Annotated in this window: 17 protein-coding genes and 1 pseudogene; 12 read left to right on the top strand and 6 right to left on the bottom strand. The window is 40.3% G+C overall.

All coding sequences use genetic code 11. From position 1 onward, the window contains the following. The first annotated feature begins 248 nt into the window (after nucleotides 1-248). The 6 genes from J2S05_RS10050 (at nucleotide 249) to J2S05_RS10025 (ending at nucleotide 7,605) form a co-directional block, all read left to right on the top strand. Nucleotides 249-1,541 carry an ABC transporter substrate-binding protein gene (locus J2S05_RS10050; RefSeq protein ID WP_306982382.1) on the top strand — a complete coding sequence of 431 codons (1,293 nt, stop codon included), beginning with the start codon at nucleotides 249-251 and terminating at the stop codon, nucleotides 1,539-1,541. A gap of 103 nt (nucleotides 1,542-1,644) precedes the next feature. Further along, a complete protein-coding gene (locus J2S05_RS10045; protein WP_306982381.1) occupies nucleotides 1,645-2,592 on the top strand; it encodes a carbohydrate ABC transporter permease in 948 nt (315 codons plus the stop codon). Nucleotides 2,593-2,594: 2 nt separating this feature from the next. Then, a complete protein-coding gene (locus J2S05_RS10040) occupies nucleotides 2,595-3,437 on the top strand; it encodes a carbohydrate ABC transporter permease (protein ID WP_306982379.1) in 843 nt (280 codons plus the stop codon). A gap of 32 nt (nucleotides 3,438-3,469) precedes the next feature. Beyond that, nucleotides 3,470-4,111: a YesL family protein gene (locus J2S05_RS10035; protein ID WP_306982377.1), complete on the top strand. Its 642-nt coding sequence runs from the start codon at nucleotides 3,470-3,472 to the stop codon at nucleotides 4,109-4,111. A gap of 112 nt (nucleotides 4,112-4,223) precedes the next feature. Next, nucleotides 4,224-5,990 carry a sensor histidine kinase gene (locus J2S05_RS10030; RefSeq protein ID WP_306982375.1) on the top strand — a complete coding sequence of 589 codons (1,767 nt, stop codon included), beginning with the start codon at nucleotides 4,224-4,226 and terminating at the stop codon, nucleotides 5,988-5,990. Between the two features lie 13 nt (nucleotides 5,991-6,003). Continuing rightward, on the top strand, nucleotides 6,004-7,605 hold the full coding sequence (locus J2S05_RS10025) for a response regulator transcription factor (protein ID WP_306982374.1): 1,602 nt from the start codon (nucleotides 6,004-6,006) through the stop codon (nucleotides 7,603-7,605). Nucleotides 7,606-7,702: 97 nt separating this feature from the next. On the opposite strand, the gene J2S05_RS10020 is transcribed toward J2S05_RS10025, so the two are convergent. From J2S05_RS10020 to J2S05_RS10005, 4 genes are all read right to left on the bottom strand, one after another. Beyond that, nucleotides 7,703-9,289 carry a glutathione ABC transporter substrate-binding protein gene (locus J2S05_RS10020; protein WP_306982372.1) on the bottom strand — a complete coding sequence of 529 codons (1,587 nt, stop codon included), beginning with the start codon at nucleotides 9,287-9,289 and terminating at the stop codon, nucleotides 7,703-7,705. A 121-nt stretch (nucleotides 9,290-9,410) separates the two neighbouring features. Further along, a complete protein-coding gene (locus J2S05_RS10015; RefSeq protein ID WP_306982371.1) occupies nucleotides 9,411-10,862 on the bottom strand; it encodes a carbon starvation CstA family protein in 1,452 nt (483 codons plus the stop codon). Nucleotides 10,863-10,995: 133 nt separating this feature from the next. Beyond that, complete coding sequence (locus tag J2S05_RS10010; protein WP_306982368.1) at nucleotides 10,996-11,724, bottom strand: LytR/AlgR family response regulator transcription factor; 729 nt, start codon at nucleotides 11,722-11,724, stop codon at nucleotides 10,996-10,998. A gap of 1 nt (nucleotide 11,725) precedes the next feature. Next, a complete protein-coding gene (locus J2S05_RS10005) occupies nucleotides 11,726-13,462 on the bottom strand; it encodes a sensor histidine kinase (RefSeq protein WP_306982366.1) in 1,737 nt (578 codons plus the stop codon). A 137-nt stretch (nucleotides 13,463-13,599) separates the two neighbouring features. Between J2S05_RS10005 and J2S05_RS10000 the strand changes: the two genes are divergently transcribed. From J2S05_RS10000 to J2S05_RS09985, 4 genes are all read left to right on the top strand, one after another. Further along, nucleotides 13,600-14,571: an AraC family transcriptional regulator gene (locus tag J2S05_RS10000; protein ID WP_306982364.1), complete on the top strand. Its 972-nt coding sequence runs from the start codon at nucleotides 13,600-13,602 to the stop codon at nucleotides 14,569-14,571. Between the two features lie 121 nt (nucleotides 14,572-14,692). Further along, nucleotides 14,693-16,114: a rhamnulokinase gene (gene rhaB / locus J2S05_RS09995; RefSeq protein ID WP_306982362.1), complete on the top strand. Its 1,422-nt coding sequence runs from the start codon at nucleotides 14,693-14,695 to the stop codon at nucleotides 16,112-16,114. Further along, nucleotides 16,104-17,360: an L-rhamnose isomerase gene (gene rhaA, locus J2S05_RS09990; protein WP_370873635.1), complete on the top strand. Its 1,257-nt coding sequence runs from the start codon at nucleotides 16,104-16,106 to the stop codon at nucleotides 17,358-17,360. Before rhaB ends, rhaA begins: the two co-directional genes overlap by 11 nt. Before the next feature lie 33 nt (nucleotides 17,361-17,393). Then, a complete protein-coding gene (locus tag J2S05_RS09985) occupies nucleotides 17,394-19,457 on the top strand; it encodes a bifunctional aldolase/short-chain dehydrogenase (RefSeq protein WP_306982358.1) in 2,064 nt (687 codons plus the stop codon). 102 nt (nucleotides 19,458-19,559) lie between these two features. Here J2S05_RS09985 and J2S05_RS09980 read toward each other — a convergent pair whose 3' ends face one another. Then, entirely contained in the window at nucleotides 19,560-20,411 is an 852-nt protein-coding gene (locus J2S05_RS09980) for an SDR family oxidoreductase (protein WP_306982357.1), read from the bottom strand. Nucleotides 20,412-20,530: 119 nt separating this feature from the next. Beyond that, a pseudogene (locus J2S05_RS09975) lies at nucleotides 20,531-20,671 on the bottom strand (DsbA family protein); the annotation flags it as partial. A 190-nt stretch (nucleotides 20,672-20,861) separates the two neighbouring features. On the opposite strand from J2S05_RS09975, the gene J2S05_RS09970 reads away from it, so the two are divergent. Both J2S05_RS09970 and J2S05_RS09965 read left to right on the top strand, forming a co-directional pair. After that, the gene (locus tag J2S05_RS09970) at nucleotides 20,862-21,305 is read left to right on the top strand and encodes an Rrf2 family transcriptional regulator (RefSeq protein WP_306982355.1); all 444 of its coding nucleotides are present in this window, start codon (nucleotides 20,862-20,864) and stop codon (nucleotides 21,303-21,305) included. Between the two features lie 108 nt (nucleotides 21,306-21,413). Beyond that, nucleotides 21,414-22,139: a FadR/GntR family transcriptional regulator gene (locus J2S05_RS09965; RefSeq protein WP_306982352.1), complete on the top strand. Its 726-nt coding sequence runs from the start codon at nucleotides 21,414-21,416 to the stop codon at nucleotides 22,137-22,139. Nucleotides 22,140-22,165: the final 26 nt, after the last annotated feature.

Here is a 22,165-nt window from a genome sequence, read left to right as displayed (position 1 = left end):
TTGTCACTTCCTTTCAAAAAGTTAGTTTGTAAGCGCGTTCATAAAAGTCTTTATCAACAGAACATTAGTAAGATGATAGCATATTTTTGGAAAGATGGGTCTTGCTTCAAAAAAGAAATAAAACGTATGATAATAGAATGTGTGTTGGTTTTTTATAGATATTTAACATTTATTATATATGACTAATCAATGTAAGCGCTTATAATTATGAATGAAAGCACTTACAAAAAGAGCGGGGATGGTTACTTATGAATAAATTATGGGGATCAATGGCAGGCGTAACCGCATTAACTTTGGTCATGGTTGGCTGTACACCAGGTGGACCAACTGGCGGAAATGAAGGGTCAGAAGATGGTCAGACCGTTATTAGAGTATCGTGGTGGGGTGCAGATGAGCGCCACAATATGACTACCGAAGCCATAGCATTATTTGAGGAGAAAAACCCAGACATTAAAGTAGAGCCAGAATATACAGGATTCGATAGCTATTGGGAAAGGCTAACGACTCAAGCAGCCGGAAGTAATCTACCGGATGTCATTCAAATGGACACATCAAAACTTGAGCAGTACATATCAAGTGAACTTGTTCTTGATCTAAATGATCTCATTGAAGAGGGTACAATCAATATGGATGACGTTGACGATGTGTACCAAGAAATGAACATAAAGGATGGCGGCACATTTGCCATTGCAGCAGGGGCGAATGCTTTTTCAACCCTTTATAATGAAGCGTTATTTGAGGAATACGATATAAATTTAGAGCCTGGATATACGTATGACGACTTATATGAGGCAATGGATAAAGTTTCACAAGGTGAGGGAGACAACGCGTGGGGATTTGACTTTGTTAAAGCAGAGTACGAAGCGTTTACCCACTATGCACGTCAATTTGAGCAGCACCTTTACGGAGAAGACGGCAAGCTTGGGTTTGAGGACCAAACGCTAATCGATTTCCTAACAATGGAGAAAAACATGATTGATAATGGAGTGTCTACTCCACATGATGTAACAGTTGAGATTAATGATAGTGGAGAATCGATGATCGCGAATAGAGAAGCGGCAATGGCCGTGGGTGCTAGTAATGGCGTTATTGGAATTCAGCCAATGTCTGAAGACCCAATTGGTGTGAATGTGCTTCCGGTAGCGGAAGGGGCTACAAGTCCTGGTGACTGGATCCGTCCAAGCATGTCCTTTAGTATCTCTGCAGCGTCTGAACAGCAAGAAGCTGCTGGTAAATTCATTGACTTCCTAACAAATGATATCGAAGGAAATGAAATTCTAATGGCTGAACGTGGAGTTCCAATTTCTACAGAGGTTCGTACTCACTTAATGGACCAGGTAGATGAAAGTGTAGCGAAGACGTTTGAGTTCCTAGATATTGTAGGGCAACGTGCTGGTGAGCCTGAACCCCTACCTCCAGCAGGAGAAGCAGAGGTAAGAGCATCATTTAATCGCATGTTGGAAGCTGTAAAATATGGTGATATGACTCCAGAAGAAGGCGTAGAAGTATTCCGTTCTGAAGCGGAACAAATTCTAGGCTAAGCTGCTTAACAGTAGGAGTAACAGAAGGAGGTCAGGCCATCATTGGACTGACCCTTTCTTTTTCAATTGATACGCATGTATATCCAATAGATAGAGGTGGGAAATGGAGACAATCAAATCAACAGAGAAAACGCTGACCGTTGCAGAGAAGAAAAGAATACGAAAGAAAACCTGGCGTGAAAGTTTAACCGCCTACCTTGTTATCTCACCTTGGTTAATTGGTTTCTTTGGGCTTGTAATCGGACCGATGATGTACTCATTCTATTTATCGTTTACAAATTACAATATGCTGACAGCTCCTGTATGGACTGGCCTAACGAACTACGTCAAGCTATTCACAAATGACCCTAGGTTTATCCAATCTTTAAAGGCTACGTTTACGTTTGTCATCATTGCAGTGCCTTTAAAATTAGCATTTTCCTTGTTTTTGGCGATGGTCTTTAATGCAGGAAAAAAAGGATCTGGTTTCTTAACAACCATGTATTACGTACCTTCTATTATTGGAGGAAGTGTAGCAATTGCTGTTGTTTGGAGACAATTGTTTGGTCGAAATGGTGCAGTGAATACGATGCTTGATTCAGTCGGCTTAAACACAATCAGTTTCTTTGGGGATTCAAATGCAGCGATGTCGATTCTCGTTCTATTAGTCGTGTGGCAGTTCGGGGCACCGATGATTATCTTTCTTGCAGGGTTAAGGCAAATACCAAAGGATTTATATGAAGCAGCAAGTGTGGATGGAGCGAATCGTGTCGTTCAATTCTTTAAAGTGACGTTACCGATGTTAACACCTATTATCTTCTTTAATCTAATCATGGAGATGATCGGCGGATTTATGACATTTACGCAGGCGTTTTTAGTCACTGGTGGAGGACCAAGAGATTCCACACTATTCTATGCTGTGTATCTTTACGAGGTAGCATTTGAATTCTTGAACATGGGCTACGCTTCTGCCATGGCGTGGGTACTACTATTAATTATAGGAGCATTCACATTAATCATCTTCAAAACATCTAGCCTTTGGGTTCATTATGATTCAGATGGGGGGAACTAACCATGAATAAACCAACTAAGCTATCTAATACCATCTATTATGTGTTTGTCATTGGGTTTAGTTTCCTTATGCTGTATCCGATCCTATGGATGTTTGGCAGTTCACTTAAACCTGAGACTGAGATCTTTGGTAATGCCGTTTCATTAATCCCAACAGAGGTAGACTGGCTTAATTACCCTGAGGGCTGGGCTGGTTTTGGTGGAGTTGGCTTTGATGTGTATTTTAAAAACTCACTATTTGTCACAAGTAGTGTTGTGGTCGGTGCTATACTTTCGTCTAGTATCGTAGCATATGGGTTTGCTAGACTAAGATTCAAATTCAAGAAAGTATTGTTTGCCTGCTTAATCTCAACCGTAATGCTGCCAATGCAGATTACGTTAATTCCACAATACATTCTGTTTCAACAGTTTAATTGGGTAAATACCTTTTATCCACTTATCGTACCAGCCTTTTTAGGTGGGACACCATTTTTTATCTTCCTCTTAATTCAGTTTATTAGAGGCATTCCAAAAGAGCTGGATGAAGCTGCTATTATTGATGGCTGCTCAACCTTTGGTGTGTTCTGGAGAATAATCCTGCCACTACTTAAGCCAGCTCTAGTTACTGTAGCCATTTTTGCTTTCATGTGGTCATGGGATGACTTTCTATCACCACTCATTTATTTAAACAGTTCTGAAATCCATACGATTTCTTTAGGGTTAAGGAACTTTATGGATGCAGAAGCAGGAACATCATGGGGGCCGTTGCTTGCTATGTCGTCCTTATCGTTATTGCCACAACTTATTCTATTCATGTTCTTTCAACGTTATCTAGTAGAAGGAATTGCAACGACGGGTATCAAATAAAAATGAGCTGCTGAAGAAAAGGAGGAACCATTGTGAATATCCACAGACTTGGAGAAGGAGTCATGCATTATTGCGAGATTCTAATGAGGCTTGCTGTCATTAATCTGTTATGGATTGGTTTTACATTGTTTGGTCTAGGTCTGTTTGGTTGGGCTCCTGCTTCGGCAGCTGCTTTTACCGTTATGCGCAAATCATTTATGGGCACAGGTCTTACAGGAGAGAACTCTGCCTCTATATTTAGAGACTTTAAAGAAAGCTATAAAAAAGAGTTTGTGAGTGCAAATCTCTTTGGATGGTTGATTGTGGCTGGTCTAGGGTTATTAGTTGTAAGTGGTCGAGCTATGGTATTGATGGAAGCAAGTATGTTGCCACGAATGATTCTTTTGACTGTCTTATTTCTATTCGTATCCATATTGTTGTTAGCTTTTCCGCTTAAAGCCTTCATGAGCATGTCTTCAGTGCATACGGTTCGCTTTGCGCTTCTTCTCGGAGTTGCAAATATGCACTATGTGTTAATCTTATGTCTTATATTAACGGTTCTTGTGTATATGTACGTACTGTTTCCTGGCTTAGTTCTCTTTTATGGAGTCAGCCTACCAGCGGCTATTATCATGCAATTTGCCTTACGGATTTTTGCGAAGGCAGGTCTTGTAACTAGTTATCAACCAGCATAATGATAGATAGTTAGGGGGAGGGCAAAAGCCTTCCCCTTATTTCCATTTTAAGAGTAATTTGATAAGATAGACTGAAAGCGTTAACATTATTGCTTGGTTTGGAGAAGAGATGATGGACGTGTTTAAACGATATAAAATTAGACAGATTTTTTTTATTAGCTTTTTTGCGTTTGTTTTGCTTCTTCTTTTAACAATTATTGTCGTAACCTATCAGCTTACTACGCGAGAAAGCACGCAAACGATTATAAAGCATCAAGAAGAAAAATTAAATCTATTAAGCAGTGAGCTTAGCAGTGAGCTGGGTAGCTTTCATGAAACGTCTATAGGTATGTCGAGACAGAAGGCGTTTCAGGATCTTATTACACAAGCTATGGAAGCCCAACTAAAGCAAGAGTCAGCGTCCACTCAACAAAGGACATTAGTAGACCTTGATTTCTCTAACATCACATATAGTGTCCCTGGACTGCATTCTGTATCGGTCTATATGGATAATCCACCTGTTAACTCTCAACATCCTGTTCAATATCACTCAATTGAAGAGTTTCGTTCCTCTGATTGGGCTGTGAAACTTTCAGATGTAACAGCAGGTTGGTTAGGTGAGCGGGAAGTCAGTTTGTTGTTCGGCACCGACCATGTGATTAGCTATGGTAGAAATGTGTATTCGCCTAGAGGTGAGCTGACCGCGGTGTTAGTACTAAATCTCCGGATTGAGTTCATTCAGAACTGGATACAAGAAAAGGGGAATCACTCCAGTCTATTTGTTTTAGATGGTGATGCAGCCTTTCTCTCCCAACATAATAATGACGAAGTTCCATCGGACTTCAGATCATTTTTACAACAATCGGCTCTTCGGTTACAAGAGCAAAGGGGCGTGTCTGAACAGGCGACCATTACAAATGGAGATTTGGTCGTCTCTAGTGCGGTACCTTCTTCAGATTGGACGATTATTGAAGTGACACCAAAGGAAGTCATCACAGCTGGAAGTAAATCGATTGCGATTTGGTTATCGGCTATTGGGTTAGTTTCTATCGTATTTATTACGTTGGGGACACTATTTTTAACTAAGAAATTCACTGAACCAATTATTCAATTAAAAAATGTCATGCAAAAATATCCGCAAACTCCAGTAACGGAAGAACTGCCAACAGACTATAAAAATGAAATTGGTCTTCTTTATGATGGATATAGAGAGTTGGTCGCAAGAAGCGATTCTTTATACACGTCTGTTCTAGAGAAAACAAGGAGGCAGCGGATAGCTGAAAGTAAAGCACTTCAAGCTAACATCAATCCGCACTTTTTATATAATACGCTGGATCAATTGAATTGGCGCGCCATTGAGCGTGGTGATGATGATATGAGTAAGATGCTGGAGTTACTTGGGAATATGTTACGTATTGGGTTATCAAAAGGAGACAGTATTCTACCTGTGCCTAAGGAAGTGGAGTATCTTACAAATTATTTAGAACTCCAAAAAATTAATCGAGATAATCAACTGACGTACACCATAACGAGTGATCGTAACATGGAAGACTATTATATTCCGAAGCTCACGTTACAACCCTTTGTTGAAAATGCAGTGATTCATGGGTTTTCAGGCAGGGTTGATAGTGAAATTGACATCATTATAACGGAACGAAATCACTCCCTAGTCTTTGAGATTTCAGATAATGGAAATGGATTTCCCAAGAAAGATTTAGATCGCCCAAAAGTTGAAACGGGTGGTTATGGAATTAAAAATGTAAGAGAAAGACTTGATATGTATTTTGGCCATGATGCTAGTGTAGAGGTAACAGAAAACGTAGTTGGTGGTGTAGCAGTTAGATTAGAGATTCCAAAAGTAGATGCTCAGTACTTTCATTTGTTAGACCAGAATGAATAGGGAGGCGGTTCAATTGTGGAAGGTCGTTATCATTGATGATGATGAAAGAGTACTACGTGGCTTAAAGATGATTATTCCATGGGATCAATTAGAGTGTGAATGGGTGGGACAAGCAAAAAATGGGGAGCAAGGGTTGGAACTCATTCAACGTACGACCCCTGATCTAGTGATTACAGATATTTATATGCCCATCAAAAACGGATTAGAGATGGTAGAAGAGTTACGGAAGTCTGGTTTTGAAGGACATGTGATTATTTTAAGTGGGTATAGTGATTTTGAGTATGCTAGGAAAGCCATGCGCCTTAAAATTAATGATTATCTTTCTAAACCAGCATCAAGAGATACGATTAAAGAAGTGCTCAAAAGAACGATTGGTCAAATGGAGGAAAAAAATACAGAAGAGCTGAGGTTCTCTGAACTAAGAAGTAAAGTGATGAGGTATGAACCATTAATTGAAAAGGAATGGATTAAATCTGTAATTACGGAATCATCTATACCAAAAAGTCCTCCTGAGAAGGCAAAAAAGCTGATTGAAAAATGGGAACAATGTGATCATGCTGTTGTCATGATTACTTCTGTTGAGCAAAAGGGCCGATCGCCACTTTTGAAAAAGGATTGGTATCTTTTCCGCTTTGTTCTAGGTGACGTGATAAAGGAAGCTGCGACAAGGATTTTTAGTGAATTTCATTATGCAGAGTTTCATTCTAATCAAGCTGCCTTACTAATCCATCTTAACCGAGAAGATCATACGGAACAGATGAACAAATTGAATCAGCTAAAAGACTTTGTGCAAAAGAGTTTGGGAGCACATCTTGGTATCGAATCCATCATGACAATTGGTTCGATTACGCGTGATTGGCGATTAGCTTACCAGTCGACAAACGAAGCCTTACATCAACTGCCTCTTTTTGAGAAGCAGGAACAAACGGAAGCAGATCTTTCAGGCGTAAAAGTTCCAAAAGAACTGACCATAGTAAATCGACAGCTATCAGAGGCCATCCGATATGCAGATGAGGAATCAGCATGTGCAGCTATTCAGCTTCTATACGAATCTATTGGAACAGACTCCTATCACAAACAAACAGCCATTCGTCTTGGTATTGAGCTGTGGGCGCTTATGACATATTCCCTCTATGACATCGGTATTCGTATAGAGGATCTCTTCTCAGAGGATTATGATATCTACAAAGAATTAACATCATTACATTCATGGGATGAATTCTCAGAGTTGCTTAAGAATAATGTAATCAACATCTGTAAGAGTCAAAGATGGGATGAGAACCTGAAGCATCGACAGCTTATTGAACAAATGCTAGATTTTATCCAGGATCATATGGATCAGAATATTACGTTACAAGACCTAGCTGAAAAACTGTACATTTCAAGAAATTATTTGGGGAAGATTTTTAAGCAGGTCGTCGGAGAATCATTCAAGGACTACCTTCTACGAGTTCGAATGGAGAAAGCCAAAACGATGATTCAAGAGGGAACGTATCTAATCTATGAGATATCAGAGAATGTTGGATACGGAAATCCTGCTTATTTTTCCAGTGCCTTTAAAAAGTACACAGGGTATACGCCGACAGACCTCATACAAAAGCGAATGAAGGCTTAGGTGGATGTATGAATAGGTTCCGCCTTGAGCTGATTGCACTCTAGTTATAAAAAAAAACGAAGCGGACAGTAACATGCCACTTCGTTTTTTCTATGGATTAATTAATGGTTACATCACGCAAAACCAAGACTCCTGTAGGGCTTTGCCAGAAACCTGTGACATTGCTTCTCAGACCAACCAGAAATTCTTCATGAATTAAAGGCTGAATGATGCTATCCTCTGCTACAATTGTCTGAATTTCATTATACAATGCTAGTCGTTCATCTTCATCTTTACTTATTCTAGCTTGCTCAAGTAACTCGTCAAGGTCCTCTTCAGATGTAAATGTACGGTTCCCTTGTGCGCCTTGATTATCGGTGTGGAAAAGTGGATAGAGACCCATATCTGCATCCCCATTCACAGTTGACCAGCTTAAGATGAATAGTTCTGATTCTCCTTGAGAGGTCAGATCAAGGAACGATCCCCATTCGTTGATTTCAATGGAAACATCTACTCCGATCTCACTCAAAGCAGATTGGATATATTGCGAAATATCTTGACGCTCACGTTGATCACTTGTATTCAATGTAATTTCAAGTCCATCTTCATAACCGGCTTCAGCTAAAAGACTTTTAGCTTCTTCAACATCATATTCATTGCTGATAATAGAGTCATCGTGGCCAAATACCTTTGGTGCAAGCGGTGATGTAGCTTCTGTTCCTACACCGTTAAAGATGCCATCGACGATTTCAGAGCGATTAATAGCTAATGAAAAAGCTTTACGTACAAGTGGATCATTAAGGACATCATTCTGTTTGTTGAATCCAAGGTAAAGCATGCCTACACCTTCAGTTTGACTTACTTCTAGTCCATCAGTATTTTCGAATCTGTTTAGATCACTTGAACTGATATTGTTAGCAATATGGGAGGCTTCTGTTTCAAGATTGGCAATTCGTGTGTTGCCTTCAGGAATGACCTGAAATGTAACAGAGTCAACTTTAGCTGGTTCTCCCCAATACTCTTCGTTTTTAAGTAGTTTAATAGACTGTCCCGTGTTCCAAGAATCGAATGTAAAGTAGCCAGTGCCAACAGGGTGTTCGTTTAGGTAACTTCCGGCATCGGCTCCTTCTTCCATGGCTTGATAGTCTTCTTCAATCGCAGCAGGGCTCATCATTGCAGCGCCATAGTGAGCAAGATTCGCAGCAAGAGGAGCGAACGGGTAGTCTGTGTGCAATACTATTGTATGTGGATCGATAATCTCTACTTCATTAATCATTTCAAATAAAAACGCTCGTGGTGAGCTAACATCTGCATCCAACACACGGTCAAGGTTTGCTTTCACAGCCTCTGCATCAAACTCCGTGCCATCATGGAATGTTACGCCTTCTCTTAGTGTGAATTCCCACTCGGTATCATTCACTTGCTCCCACTCCTCAGCAAGTCCAGGCTGAAGGTCAAGGTTCTCATCCTGTGTCACAAGCGTTTCAAAGATATTAGATGTGACATTACTAGAAGCTGTATCATTTGATCCATGTACATCTAGAGATACAACGTCTGATTGCATATCTACTACAAGATCTCCTCCAGCGGCTCCTTCTGAATCAGATGCACCAGAATCAATATCATCATTCGCGCAGCCTACCATTACTGCCAAACTAATTGATACAATGAGTGAACCTAAGCCAACTCTTTTTCTCTTTTTCATTCTCTTCACTCTCCTCTATCTCTCTAAAAAATAAATCTTTTCTACTATACCGTGAAAAAGTATGTGTAACAATAGAAAAGACCCGACTAAAACCATCCGTTTTAGTCGGGTCAATCTTTGCTTACGCTGGGTTCTTCCAATCTGATACATCTTCTTCAAGAGGGATATTTTGACCTCTTGCTTTATTTGCAGCTTTAAAGAACAAAGCAGTGATAAGAATGGTAATGATCGCTCCGATCAGATACGACGTACTCATGGATAACCCTAATCCAATTGGTGCGTTTAGGATATAGGTCGCACAAGCCATCGTCATGAAGATTCCTGGAATGACAGCGATCCAGTAATTTCGTTTGGCAATAAATAAGTACATACTTCCGACCCATAATGCGATGACGGCTGTAGACTGATTCGCCCAGGAGAAATATCTCCATAGTAGTGTAAAGTCAACGGTTGTTAAGAAAACAGATACCACAAACAAAGGAAGCGCAATCCAGAGACGGCTAGAGATCTTTTTCTGTGAAATGTTAAAGTAATCGGCAATAATCATTCTGGCACTACGGAATGCCGTGTCTCCTGATGTAATCGGAAGAATGATAACCCCAAGAATAGCTAGAGTACCAAAGACAGAACCAAGCATTAGTGTAGATGCCTCTGCAACAATACCTGCTGTTCCAATTGTATTAATTAATTCATTTAGACTAACAGGTCCATCAAACAAACTCATGGCAGCTGCTGCCCAAATCATAGCGATAATACCTTCTGCAATCATCATTCCGTAAAAAATCTTACGTCCTTGATTTTCATTCTGAGTTGTTCTTGAGATAATAGGCGATTGAGTTGCGTGAAATCCAGATAATGCACCACAAGAAATGGTTAGGAACAATAATGGAAAGATTGGTATATTATCAGGATGGAAATTTGTTAAAGAAAGCTCCGGAATGGCTGCTTGATTTGCAATGAGGCCAATACCGATACCAAGTGCACTAATGAGTAGTAAAGCACCAAAGTAAGGATAAATATTTCCGATAATTTTATCAATAGGTAGAATGGTAGCTAGAATAAAATAAATAAAGATAATAACGATAAAGACAATGGCTGGTACAGTTCCATTCACAAGATCTACGAGTAGATCAGCAGGTGATGTCACAAATACAGTTCCGACTAGTAGTAATAATAGGATAGAAAATGCATTAACTACATGCTTCATAACTTTTCCTAAGAACTTACCAGCTAGTGCTGGAAGGTGAGCCCCACCGTGTCTAATGGAAATCATACCAGTTAAGTAATCATGTACAGCTCCTGCGAAGATACAGCCGAACACAATCCATAGAAAAGCAACGGGGCCATATAGGGCACCCATAATTGGACCGAAAATTGGACCGATCCCGGCAATACTTATTAATTGAATCAATGAGTTTTTCTTTGTACTCATGGGTAAATAATCGACGCCGTCACCTTTTGTATAAGCAGGAGTTGTTCTCTCTGCATTTGGAACAAATATTCTCTCTACGACTTTTCCGTAAGTAAAATATCCGACAATTAGTAGTACGATACCGCCTAAAAATGTAAACATACATGTTCCCCCTAAAATAAACTGAATCCGTTTTCAAGTATAATAGGAGGGACAATCAAAAAGTTAAAAAGAAGGGTAAGATGTAGAAATGAGGGGGTATGATGTCGAAGGAGGTAGATAAGATGCAAGGAGCCTAAAGCTCCAAGCGTTTTTTTAGTTCTTTTACGTAATTTCGACTTACAGAAAGTTGTTCCTTTTGCCCCTCCACTTCAAGCTGAAAGGCTCCATTAAACCATGGCGACAATCTTGTTACACATCTGAGATTAACCAAGTAGCTCTTATGGATTCGAAAAAAGGAAAAGGGAACAAGTCGAACCTCCAACTCCTTTAAAGGTGTTTTCACTTCGAATCGTCCTTTTTTAGAAACGATACGTGATAGTTTATCGTCACGGTAAATATATAGAATGTCCGCTGGGTCTAGGTAATAAATATCCCCATCCGCTTCAACAGGAAGTTTTCCTGTTGGGACAGGAACCTGCGGAGAATCAGCAATCAATCGCTGTTGAATCCGACTAATGGTTTGCTGTAGTTGCTCCTCATCATAAGGCTTTAGCAAATAATCAATGGCCTCGTAGCGAAAGGCTTCTGCTGCAAATTGAGGATGGGCTGTAGCAAAAACTATGAAAGGTACTTTACGAAGTTCCTTTAAAGAATCAGCCGCCTTCATTCCATTCATTATGGGCATTTCTATATCTAGAAAGACGAGGTCTGGTTGAAGCTGGATCGCTTTAACGATACAGGCCTCTCCTGTTTCTGCTTCCCCGATAATATCAATACACTCATGTTGACTTAGTAAAAAATGTAATTCATCACGATTGTATCGTTCATCATCTACGATTAACGTTCGAATGGTCTGTGGCATATCAACGATCCTCCATTATAGGAATAGCAAACCGTACACTTGTCCCTTGATTGGGTTCACTTTCAATCTGCAAAGCAGCATCTGCGCCAAACATCAATGTAAGCCTTCGATTGATATTGTGCATGGCAAGTCCTGATCCGGTTTCAGATGGAACATGACTATGTTTAATAAGGTCTGCTGTTTCTCTATCCATGCCTTTACCTGTATCTTCGACAGTAACATAGATTTTATCCCGCCATCTATTAATACGAATAGTCAATGTACAGGCTCGATCTAAAGGATAGATGCCGTGTTTGATGGCATTCTCAACAATCGGCTGAAGGGTGAGCGGTGGTAACTTCTCCATTAAACAGTTTTCATCTATATCATAGATAACAGTGAACTTATCGTTGAAGCGTGTCTCTTCAATTGTCAGATACGCTTTCATATGTCGTAATTCTTGTTCAAATGTAATGGAGCTCTCTGTCGTAGCTGAAAGGTTTTGACGTAAAAAGTGAGACAAGGATACAAGTAATTTACGTGCTTTTCCTGGATCAATCCGAATCAATGAAGTGATCGTATTTAATGAATTAAATAAGAAGTGTGGACTGATTTGGGCTTGTAATGCTGTAATCTCAGCTTCTTGAGCTAACTTATAGGCGTGATCCGCATTTGCAATTTCTAATTGACTACTTAAGAGCGCACTCAGTCCAGATATTAATTCAATCGAGAGTGGACTGATCTCTTTGGCAGAGTGAAAATAAAACTTAAGCGTACCAATTGTTTCCCCTCGTTGTTTGAGAGGAGCAATGACGGCGGCACCTAAAGGACAGTCTGGATGAGAACAGTGGATCATCTGATTTTTGGCAATGACAAGCTGTCCATCACGTATCACATCCCGTGTGACCTGAGTTTGAATTGGGCTTTTCTGTTGGTGATGATCGCTTGCCATCCCTACGTGAGCAAGAATATTGGTTTTGTTTGTGATGGAAACCGCAATGGTCTGTGTCTCACTATGAAGAATCTGACAGACAGCCTGTGCAGACGAGGCATTTAACCCTTTCCTTAAGTAAACAAGTGTCTGATCTGCGATACGAAGAGATAGCTGAGTTTGAGAAGCCCCAATTTTATCTTCCTGATAGACAACATTTTTAATAATCAGTAGAAATAATGCACAGCCTAAGCCGTTTGCAATGATCATAGGTAAGGCAATCATTTCAATCAAGTCTAGAGCCTGAGAAAAGGGTCTAGCTAGAAGAAGAATGAGTAGCATTTGGACTGCCTCTGCCGCTGCACCAATAATTAATGCTTTTGTTAGAGGCGGACGTTGATTATCCTTACGGAAAAGACCAGCAAAATAACCAGCTAAGATAGACGCAATGCCACAAGGAAAGGCAGTGTATCCCCCTAGAAAAAAGCGGTGTACACCAGCAATCAATCCGGCACCAATGCCTACTTTATATCCTCCAAGAAGTCCCGCTAGTACAACACCTATCACACGAAAATTTGCAATGGCTTCATCAGTATTGATGTCGGTCGCCCATAACGAAAATTCAGAGGATGACGTGCTGAACGTTAATCCAGAATACGTTCCAACTATACCGAAGACCCCAAAAAAGAGGACGGCAATCAATTGCTGTTTTCGGTTCAGTTGGTTGGATGTAATCAAATGGCGAAAAAAACTAAAACGTGTCAGAATAAAAGCAATCATAACAATAATTCCAAGACGTTCTAACATAGTAATAAGAAGTTCAATCATCAAAGGTGCCTCTCTTTAAACGGACAAATTAAAATAACCTAAAAAGTAGTATATCACAATAAAATAAGCAAATACGTTTCTCCTATAGGATGGCCGTTTGTCTATGCTATAGTTTGAGATAACTGAGGTGATTAAAGGTGAAAGAAAAGATTCTAGAGGAGCTCATGCCTTTAACGGATGAGGAAAAGGATATTCTCTCTGAACATAAGGTTTCACATAATAGATACACGTCACAGCCTCAATTTACTATGGTAGAAAGTAAGAAATTTTTGACTGACAATGAAACGATTATGGTGCGCAAACATACCCGTTTTATTCAATTTCCTAGACATAAGCATGATTATATCGAGATGAGCTATGTTCTTCAGGGTTCATTTACGCAAACTATTGCAGGCAAAAGACTTACATTAAATGAAGGCGAGCTTATGTTCCTTAATCAACACATTGAACATGAGATTGACCCTTGTTCAAAAGAGGATATTATCATCAACTTTATTATTCAGCCGAGTTTTTTTGAATATATCTTTTCTTTTTTGAATATTAGAGGTCCCATCTATCGTTTTTTAATGGATAGTCTCTATACCTACTCCTACCAAGGGCAATACCTCACATTTAAAACCGCGACGAATGATAAATTACAAGAATTAATCCTGACGATTATAAATGAAATTCTTAATCCAGTTGATGTGTCTGAGGCTCGAGTGAAGCTTCAGGTTGGCCTATTAATAGTAGAGTTGTCCCAGAATGAACATCAAATTGAAGGAGCAGAAACGTTAACTCTTCATAGTAGCTGGATGCAGGAAACATTATCGTATATTAATCAATCGTACAGTACGGCAACATTAACTGAGATATCACATCGATTGAATCAACACGATTATGTGTTAAGTCGAGCGATAAAACAAATGACGAATCAAACCTTTAAAGAACTTCTGCAGGAAAAGCGCTTAACTGTGGCCTGCGATCTTATGACAAAAACAGACCTACCGATTACCATGGTTGTGAATCAAGTAGGGTATGACAATGTGAGCTATTTTTACCGTATTTTTCAGAAGAGATATGGAATGACCCCAAAAAAATTCCGAGAATCATCTAGAGACCTCCCATAAATGGGGGTCTTTTATTCATGCAAATAAGGACATATGATTCGTTGAATGCGGACCTAGTGATATAAAGGTCTTTTTTATATACTGATAAAAAGAAAGCGATTTCAGAATAAGGGGTGAAAGGATGGCATCAAATCATATAGCCGTTGATATCGGCGCATCCGGTGGACGATTACTTGTCGGTCGCTTGATCGATGAAAAAATAGATTTACAGGAAGTTCACCGATTCTCTAACGGAATGATCAACAAATCTGGACAGTTGTGCTGGGATATCGATTACTTATTTGATGAGATTAAGAAAGGCATCCTTGCATGTCGAGATCAAGGCATTACGCCAACATCGATTGGAATCGATACATGGGCAGTGGATTTTGTTCTGTTGGATGCTCATGATCAACTACTAACACCAGCTGTTGCATACAGAGATACACGTACGGATGGAGTAATGGAAGAAGTTACACAGCAGATTAGAAAAGAGAAGATCTATTCCTACACGGGTATCCAGTTTCAACCGTTTAATACAATTTATCAGCTTGCTGCACTAAAAAAAGAGCAACCAGAAGCGCTTGAGAAAGCAGAGTCTTTTTTAATGATACCGGATTACTTTCACTATCTACTAACAGGGAAAAAAGTTAACGAATATACCAATGCCACGTCGACACAGCTGATGAACGCATTCACGAAAGAGTGGGATCCAATTTTGCTTGAGGGTATTGGGATGTCTCCTGATGTATTTGAAGACATTGTGCTACCGGGTACTCACTTAGGTGGGCTTAAGCAGGAGCTAGTGGATGAGTTTGGTTTCGATCTAGAAGTGATTGTTCCGGCAACACACGATACAGCCTCTGCTGTAGCAGCTGTACCGGAATCGAAAGAAACCATCTATCTGAGTTCTGGAACGTGGTCTTTGCTTGGCGTGGAAAACTCAGAGCCGATCTGCAGTGAAAAAGCATTGTCTTACAACTTCACCAATGAAGGCGGTGTGAATCATAGATTTAGATTTTTGAAGAATATCATGGGTTTTTGGATGATACAAGAGGTGAAACGGCTTTATGGTGACCTGTATTCATTTGACGACCTAGTGCAGGCGAGTAAACAGGTGAAGAATCCAGCACGTATTGATGTGGATCAGCATCGATTCCTAAACCCAGTCAATATGATTGAAGAAATTCAGGCTGCGTGTATGGAGACTGGCCAGCCGGTTCCTGCAAAATCAAGTGAATTGGCAGCATGCGTATTTCATAGTTTAACCCAAAGCTATCAAACGTCTATTCAACAGATTGAAGAGGTTGTAGGACAGCCCTTTGATCAGGTAAATATCATTGGCGGTGGGGCGCAGAATGAATACGTGAACCAGCTACTGGCCAACCAAACAGGAAAACGTGTTGTAGCGGGGCCGATTGAAGCAACGGCGATCGGTAATATCATTGTGCAAATGATTGCTCAGAATGAGATTAGTCATTTATCAGAAGCGAGAGAGCTTGTTGCAAAGTCCTTTGATTTAACTGAATATATCCCACAAAAAGGAGAGATTCATCATGGCTAACACAGCATTTACAGAAGCGAAATCACATTATGAACGCTTTGGCGTTAACGTAGAAGAGGCATTTGAAAAAATGGCGCAAGTTCCAATATCGGTTCATTGCTGGCAAGGTGATGATATTACTGGATTTGAGGTTGCACAAAGGGAGCTGTCAGGAGGCATTGATGTAACTGGAAATTACCCTGGTAAAGCAAGAAATGGAGAAGAGCTACGTGCTGATTTAGATCAGGCTCTTGCTCTAATTCCTGGGAAGCATCGCATAAATCTACATGCCATTTATGCGGAAACAAACGGAGAAGATGTTGACCGTGATGCCATTGAACCAAAACACTTTGAGAAGTGGGTAGCATGGGCAAAGGAAAGAGGGCTAGGTCTAGATTTTAACCCGACAGTGTTTGCCCATCCAAAAGCAGAAGATGGTTTAACTCTGAGTCATCCAGACCCTGAGATTCGAGAGTTTTGGATCAATCATTGTAAGGCAAGTCGCAAAATTGCTGCCTATTTCGGAGAACAACTAGGTACGCCTTCACTCGTTAATATTTGGGTGCCTGATGGCTATAAGGATACACCAAGTGATCGATTAACACCTCGGAGAAGGCTGAAGGAATCCCTTGATGAAATTTACTCGGAATCTTTTGATGAGAGCTTAGTTCTAGATGCTGTTGAAAGTAAATTATTCGGCATTGGATCAGAAGCTTACGTTGTCGGGTCTCATGAGTTTTATATGAGCTATGCGCAGCAAAATCAGAAACTTTGCCTACTTGATTCAGGACACTTTCATCCAACAGAGACGATTTCCAATAAGCTTTCGTCCTTGCTTCTATTTAATGAAAAAGTAGCACTGCATGTGTCGCGTCCTGTGAGATGGGATAGTGATCATGTTGTGACATTTGATGATGAGTTGAAGGAAATTGCGCACGAAATTGTTCGTTCAGATGCGCTTGAACGAGTGAGCATTGGACTTGATTTCTTTGATGCAAGTATTAACCGAGTGGCAGCTTGGACAATTGGAACACGTAATACGGTAAAGGCTTTACTCTATGCATTGCTTGAGCCAAGTGAACACTTAAAATCTCTTCAAGAAGAAGGTAATTTCACTGAAAGGCTCGCGCTGCTTGAGGAATTCAAAACATATCCTTTTGGAGCGATTTGGGATGAGTATTGCCAAAGACAACAAGTACCAGTTAAAGAAAGCTGGTTAAAAGATATACAGAAATATGAGGAAGATACTCAATCTAAACGAGTGTAACGCTAATTAAAGAGAGAAAAGGATGGGATATGAATGGTGAAGAATCTTTGGAACAATCAAGAAGCAGAATCTTTAACTCAAGGATTAGATGAGCTGGTGTACCGCTCGAATTTGATTGGTTCTGACCGCGCTGTATGTAACTGGGGCGGAGGTAACACATCAATGAAGACAACAGAGATCGACTTTCGTGGTCGTGAAGTTGAAGTGATGTGGGTGAAAGGAAGCGGATCAGATCTAGCTACAATGGGAGCAAAGAATTTCACAGGTCTGCGACTTGAAGACGTTCGTCCATTAATTGAAAAAGACGAGATGCCAGATGCGGAGATGGTTGCCTATCTAGAAAACTGCATGCTGAGTCAAAAGCACCCTCGTGCATCCATAGAAACATTGCTTCATGCTTTCCTTCCATTTAAACATGTGGATCATACGCATCCAGATGCAATTATCAGCCTATGCTGCGCAGATAATGGGCAAGAACTGGCGAAGGAGATCTTTGGAGACCGTTTTGTCTGGGTTCCTTATATCCGTCCTGGCTTCACTTTATCTAAGATGATTGCAGAAGGTGTTCAGAACAACCCAAAAGCAGAGCTTGTTCTTATGGAAAAACACGGTCTGGTCGTATGGGGAGAAACAGCTAAAGAAAGCTACGACCGCACAATTTCTGTGATCAATGAAGCGGAATCCTTTATCGAATCGAAGCAGGCTGACATCTTTGGAGGGCAGAAATTTTCTGGTTTGACAGAGGACGATCGTAAGTCTGTATTAGCTAGTGTGATGCCAGTGATCCGTGGCCAAGTGAGTCAGCAAGAGAAATCAATCCTTTCCTATGATGACGGAGAGCACATCCTTGAGTTTGTAAATAGCCAAGATGCAGAAGAGCTTTCGCAGGTAGGCGCAGCTTGCCCTGATCATCTCGTTCACACAAAACGTGTACCCCTTTATATTAGCTGGGAACCAAAAGTAGATGATACAGAGGCATTAGCTGAAAAGTTAATTGAAGGCATCAAAAAGTATAAAGAAGAGTATGAAGCGTACTTTGAAGCGAATCAATCAGAAGGAGATAAAATGTTTGATCCTTCTCCACGCGTCATCTTGATCCCAGGTCTTGGCATGGTGAATACAGGTAAAAGCCTAGCGAATTCTAAAGTGAGTGGTGCATTATATACACGAGCTATCTCCGTTATGAAAGGTACAACGGCACTTGGTGGATTTGTTTCTCTAAATGCAGAGGAATCCTTCCAGATCGAATATTGGCCGTTAGAGCTATACAAGTTGTCACTAGCACCAGCGGAATCTGAGTTCTCTCGTAAAGTAGCCTTTGTTACTGGTGGAGCAGGTGGAATCGGTAGCGAAACTTGCCGTCAATATGTAAGTCAGGGTGCCCATGTTGTGCTTGCCGATCTAAACCTTGAAGGCGCACAGAAGGTTGCTGCTGAGATTAATGAAGAGTATGGTGAAGGTCGCGCATTGGCTATTAAAATGGACGTAACAAGTGAAGATATGATTGTTGAAGCATTTGCTGAAGTCGCACGCACATATGGCGGAATTGATTTTCTTGTCAACAATGCAGGGCTTGCAACCTCAAGTCCATTTGATGAAACAAGCTTAAAAGAATGGAACCTGAATATGAATGTACTTGGTACAGGATATTTCCTCGTTTCTCGTGAAGCATTTAAGCTACTGAAGAAACAAGACATTGGCGGAAGTATGGTATTCATCGGATCGAAAAACTCTGTCTATGCTGGGAAAAATGTTTCTGCTTACAGCTCAGTAAAAGCACTTGAAGCTCATCTCGCTCGTACGATTGCAGCAGAGGGTGGAGACTTTGGTATCCGAGTGAATACGGTTCTTCCAGATGCAGTCTTGCAGGGATCAGCGATCTGGGGCTCCGCATGGCGCGAAGAACGCGCCGCGGCATACGGCATTGAGCCAGACGAGTTAGAGAATCACTACAAAAAGCGCACGACACTAGGTGTGATGATCTTCCCTAAGGATATTGCTGATGCAGTATTGTTCCTATCATCATCAAAATCAGAGAAGACAACAGGTTGTATGATTACAGTTGATGGCGGAGTGCCGGCAGCATTTACAAGATAACAAAGGATAGCAGTGGAGTAGATATCTAGAGGTTCAGCAGAGTAGCTGAACAGTAAAAACCCGTACCTCTTTGATGAGAGGAACGGGTTTTTTACATGATTGTTAAACCAGTTGCTTGAGAGCTTCTTTCATTGGAGTTACAGGACGACCTAAGACCTTTTCAAAGTCATCACTTTCAATAGCAAGGCTACCAACTCTAATACTTTGTTGAATGCCTACAACAATAGGAATGGCGAAATCAGGTACACCTGCTTGTTTCATGGTTTCAGCATAATCTTCATCATTCACTTGATTTAATGTAATGTCTTTGTTTAATACAGAACCTAGCTGAGTAACAAATTCTTCTTGAGTTAAAAGTGGACCTGAAAGCTCATAGGTCGTATTGTCGTGACCGTCTTGAGTCAGTACATTGGCTGCTGCATCCGCGTAATCTTGCTGCAGTGCCCAGCCTACTTTGCTGGATTCAGCTGAAGTAACCCACGGAGCACCTGCTACTACGCCTTGGATACTGCCTAGCTCATTTTCTAGATACCAGTTATTACGTAGGAAAGAATAAGGAATGCCAGTTTTCTTGATAGCTGCTTCTGTTGCAACGTGAGGGGCAGCCATTAGGTTTTTGCTATGTGTAGCATCAGCAAGACTTGTGTATGCGATGAATGTAACGCCCGCACGCTCAGCAGCTTCAACAGCATTTGTGTGCTGCTGAATTCTTGTTTCGTTATCTCCATCTGCTGATATCAGTAACAAACGATCTATATCGGAAAATGCTTTATCGAGTGATTCAGGATGATCAAAGTCTGCTTGTCGGACATCAACACCAAGCTCTTTTAATTCTGCTGCTTTTTTGGGATCTCGAACACTCACAGCTAGTTCCGTTGCAGGAATGACCTTAAGTACTGATGTTACTACCTTAGAACCTAGTTTACCTGTTGCTCCAGTTATTAATGTTTTCATGTTTGTAGCCTCCAAATTTAATTTAGTTGTACCTTAAGTTATGACATGGACAATTGTTCATTTAAACGATCTTCAATTTTCTCTGCTGTCATCACTCCACTGCCAATGACAGATAGTTGATCCCCTTGAAAAAGTCCACCTGAAAGGACCTCTAAAGGAATATCTGGATGGTTTTTATAAAATGCACGTAAGCTTTTTGAGAAGCCGTAGCACCATCCACAATAGGCATCCCAGACATAGATTAAACGATGATCATTCATAAAATTTTCTCCTTATTTAATTTGGTAGATCAATTTCATGAACACTTGTAACTTAATTGATTACATGTAACTATCATAATTACAAGATCCTTGTTTGTCAACAACAACATAGTAAATTTTTATTGTTCTTATGATCCTTGTATACTATACTTGTAATATTATTTGTTACAAGTTAGAGGAAGGTGAAACAATGTCTATTAGTAGTCGCTTCTCTGTAGGAATTCATATCTTATCTCTTTTAGATGTAAATAAACATCAATCTAGTGCAAACACTTCTGAGTTTTTAGCAACTAGTGTAAATACAAATCCAGCGGTTATTCGAAAGATCATTGGAATGCTTAGAAATGAAGGTTTGGTGAAAACAAAACCAGGTATTGCAGGTGCTGAGCTTGCTAAGGATTTGTCACAAGTCACGCTACTCGATGTCTATAAAGCAGTACATGCAGTCAAAGACAATGAACTGTTTAACATACATGACAATCCTAATCCAAAATGTATGGTTGGTAGAAATATTCAGCATTCTATTGCTCAGCATTTTTCGGATGCACAACGTGCTTTAGAAGAGAAGCTAGAAAGTATAACAGTTGATCAAGTTGTGAGTCAGATTGTTAAGGATGAGATAAAAATAGAGTGAAGTTGAGTAACCTGTCGTTCTAGAAGATCGCCTATTTTTACAATCTTGTTGTTTCCTAAGGTCTAAGGTATCATTAAGGTCTTAAGGTCAGATCATTGAGGTGAATACATGCTAGAGGGTCAGATAAACCAAGTTAAAAAGACAACAATGTCTCAAAATATTGTACAGCAGTTAATGGAATTAATTATAAATGGTACGATCCCACTTGGCGGCAAGCTACCGTCAGAGAAACAACTGATGGAGATGTTTGGTGTTGGACGAAGTACATTGCGTGAAGCGATCCGGGCATTGGTTGCTTTAGGTCTAGTTGAGGTTCGTGTACCTGAGGGAACATTTGTAGCGCAAAGTTTTGGTGATTTTTTTACCAAACACCTCGAGTTAATGTCCAAAATTAGCTATGATAACATTCTTGAATTAGTTGAGGCTAGAGTGAAGATGGAAGCTGTGCTAGCTGAAATGGCAGCGGCAAAGTCTACAGAAGAGGACCACGAATCATTAGATAAAATCATTGGGCGAATGAAGGATTCCAGCGAGCACGATCGTTTTCTTGAGCTTGATTTGGAGTTCCATCGCCTCATTGCAGATATGGCGCGGAATACATTTTTGGCGGAGGTTCTTCAAATCTCTAGCGTCGTGACAAAGGTATGGATGGTCAAAGTAATTGAGGGGTACTCAATTAGACAAAAGCTGGTTGATCAACACATTGCCGTAGCAGAAGCGATAAAGGCAAAAGATCCTGCTACTGCAAAAGAAGCGATGTCTGTGCATTTGGATACGATTAATGATTTACTAGTTGAATATAAACAAAAAAATGGAGAGATCTCAGCGAATTGATAAAGCTGGAGTCTCTCCATTTTGTA

It is taken from the genome of Alkalicoccobacillus murimartini (assembly GCF_030813245.1).
In the GTDB taxonomy this organism is placed as follows: Bacteria; Bacillota; Bacilli; order Bacillales; family Bacillaceae_D; genus Alkalicoccobacillus; species Alkalicoccobacillus murimartini.
The sequence above is the reverse complement of the archived record's forward strand: the minus strand, read 5'-3'. Positions and strand labels throughout refer to the sequence as shown.

Excerpts from the sequence above, each read along its gene's own strand:
- J2S05_RS10050 (WP_306982382.1), top strand. The coding sequence starts at position 249 with ATGAATAAATTATGGGGATCAATGGCAGGCGTAACCGCATTAACTTTG.
- J2S05_RS10045 (WP_306982381.1), top strand. The coding sequence starts at position 1,645 with ATGGAGACAATCAAATCAACAGAGAAAACGCTGACCGTTGCAGAGAAG.
- J2S05_RS10040 (WP_306982379.1), top strand. The coding sequence starts at position 2,595 with ATGAATAAACCAACTAAGCTATCTAATACCATCTATTATGTGTTTGTC.
- J2S05_RS10030 (WP_306982375.1), top strand. The coding sequence starts at position 4,224 with ATGGACGTGTTTAAACGATATAAAATTAGACAGATTTTTTTTATTAGC.
- J2S05_RS10020 (WP_306982372.1), bottom strand. The coding sequence starts at position 9,289 with ATGAAAAAGAGAAAAAGAGTTGGCTTAGGTTCACTCATTGTATCAATT.
- J2S05_RS10015 (WP_306982371.1), bottom strand. The coding sequence starts at position 10,862 with ATGTTTACATTTTTAGGCGGTATCGTACTACTAATTGTCGGATATTTT.
- J2S05_RS10010 (WP_306982368.1), bottom strand. The coding sequence starts at position 11,724 with ATGCCACAGACCATTCGAACGTTAATCGTAGATGATGAACGATACAAT.
- J2S05_RS10005 (WP_306982366.1), bottom strand. The coding sequence starts at position 13,462 with ATGATTGAACTTCTTATTACTATGTTAGAACGTCTTGGAATTATTGTT.
- rhaB (WP_306982362.1), top strand. The coding sequence starts at position 14,693 with ATGGCATCAAATCATATAGCCGTTGATATCGGCGCATCCGGTGGACGA.
- J2S05_RS09985 (WP_306982358.1), top strand. The coding sequence starts at position 17,394 with ATGGTGAAGAATCTTTGGAACAATCAAGAAGCAGAATCTTTAACTCAA.
- J2S05_RS09980 (WP_306982357.1), bottom strand. The coding sequence starts at position 20,411 with ATGAAAACATTAATAACTGGAGCAACAGGTAAACTAGGTTCTAAGGTA.
- J2S05_RS09970 (WP_306982355.1), top strand. The coding sequence starts at position 20,862 with ATGTCTATTAGTAGTCGCTTCTCTGTAGGAATTCATATCTTATCTCTT.
- J2S05_RS09965 (WP_306982352.1), top strand. The coding sequence starts at position 21,414 with ATGCTAGAGGGTCAGATAAACCAAGTTAAAAAGACAACAATGTCTCAA.